The sequence below is a fragment of the Psychroflexus salis genome, from assembly GCF_014640175.1.
Lineage (GTDB): Bacteria > Bacteroidota > Bacteroidia > Flavobacteriales > Flavobacteriaceae > Psychroflexus > Psychroflexus salis.
In genome coordinates, this window is sequence record NZ_BMGL01000029.1 from 1 (window position 1) to 1,027 (window position 1,027).

1 protein-coding gene is annotated in these 1,027 nt (G+C 35.9%); it reads right to left on the bottom strand.

Going from position 1 to position 1,027, the window contains the following annotated elements:
- Positions 1 to 1,027, bottom strand: a 1,027-nt coding sequence (locus tag IEV63_RS12900; protein ID WP_444544431.1) for an HYR-like domain-containing protein, incomplete at both ends; no start/stop codon positions are given.

Genomic DNA, 1,027 nt, shown 5'->3' on the forward strand with positions numbered 1-1,027 from the left:
AGTAGTATCATTAATTGTTACCAGTTGATTTTGTATAGCGCTATTTCCTGAAGCATCTTCAAATATCCATTGCACAGTGGTTGTTTCAGTAATTGGAAATTCAACATCTGCAGTTCCAATTATTTCACCATCGCAATTATCAGTTGCTGATGGTGGATTTAGTGAGGTCACTACACATTGAGCTTCTATACTTGGTAAATTTACTACATCGGCTACAGGAGCAGTTGTATCATTAATAGTTACAACCTGATTCTGGGTTGAGCTATTACCTGAAGCATCTTCAAATGTCCATTGCACTGTGGTTGTTTGTGTAATAGGGAATACCACATCTGCAGTTCCAACTATTTCACCATCGCAATTATCGGTTGCTGTTGGTGGAGTTAATGATGTCAGTTCACATTGAGCTTCAACATTGCTAAGCGAAATTACATTTGGTTCAGGTGGAGTTAAATCGAAAATAACAATAAATTGATTTTGTTGTGATGTATTACCAAACTCATCTTCATAAATCCAAACAACAATAGTGTTGTCAGTAATTGGTAAAATGGCATTCGTGTAAGCTTGAATACTACCGTTACAATTATCAGTTGCTGTTGGAGCGTCTAATTCATTTATTTGACATTGACCTAAAATAGGAGATAGGTCAGCTATATCTGCTACAGGAGCAGTAGTATCATTAATAGTTATCAGTTGATTTTGTATAGCGCTATTTCCTGAAGCATCTTCAAACGTCCATTCAACTGTGGTTGTTTCAGTAATTGGGAATTCAACATCTGCAGTTCCAATTATTTCCCCATCGCAATTATCGGTTGCTGTTGGTGTAGTTAATGATGTCACTTCACACTCAGCAGTTATTGATGTTAAATTTTCTACATCTGCAATTGGTGCTTGTGTATCATTAATCGAAATTAGTTGATTTTGAGTAACTGAATTTCCAGATTCATCTTGATATGTCCAAGTTATGGTTTCTGTTTCTGTAATAGGAAGAACAGCATTGGTTGTTCCAATTATTTCCCCATCGCAATTA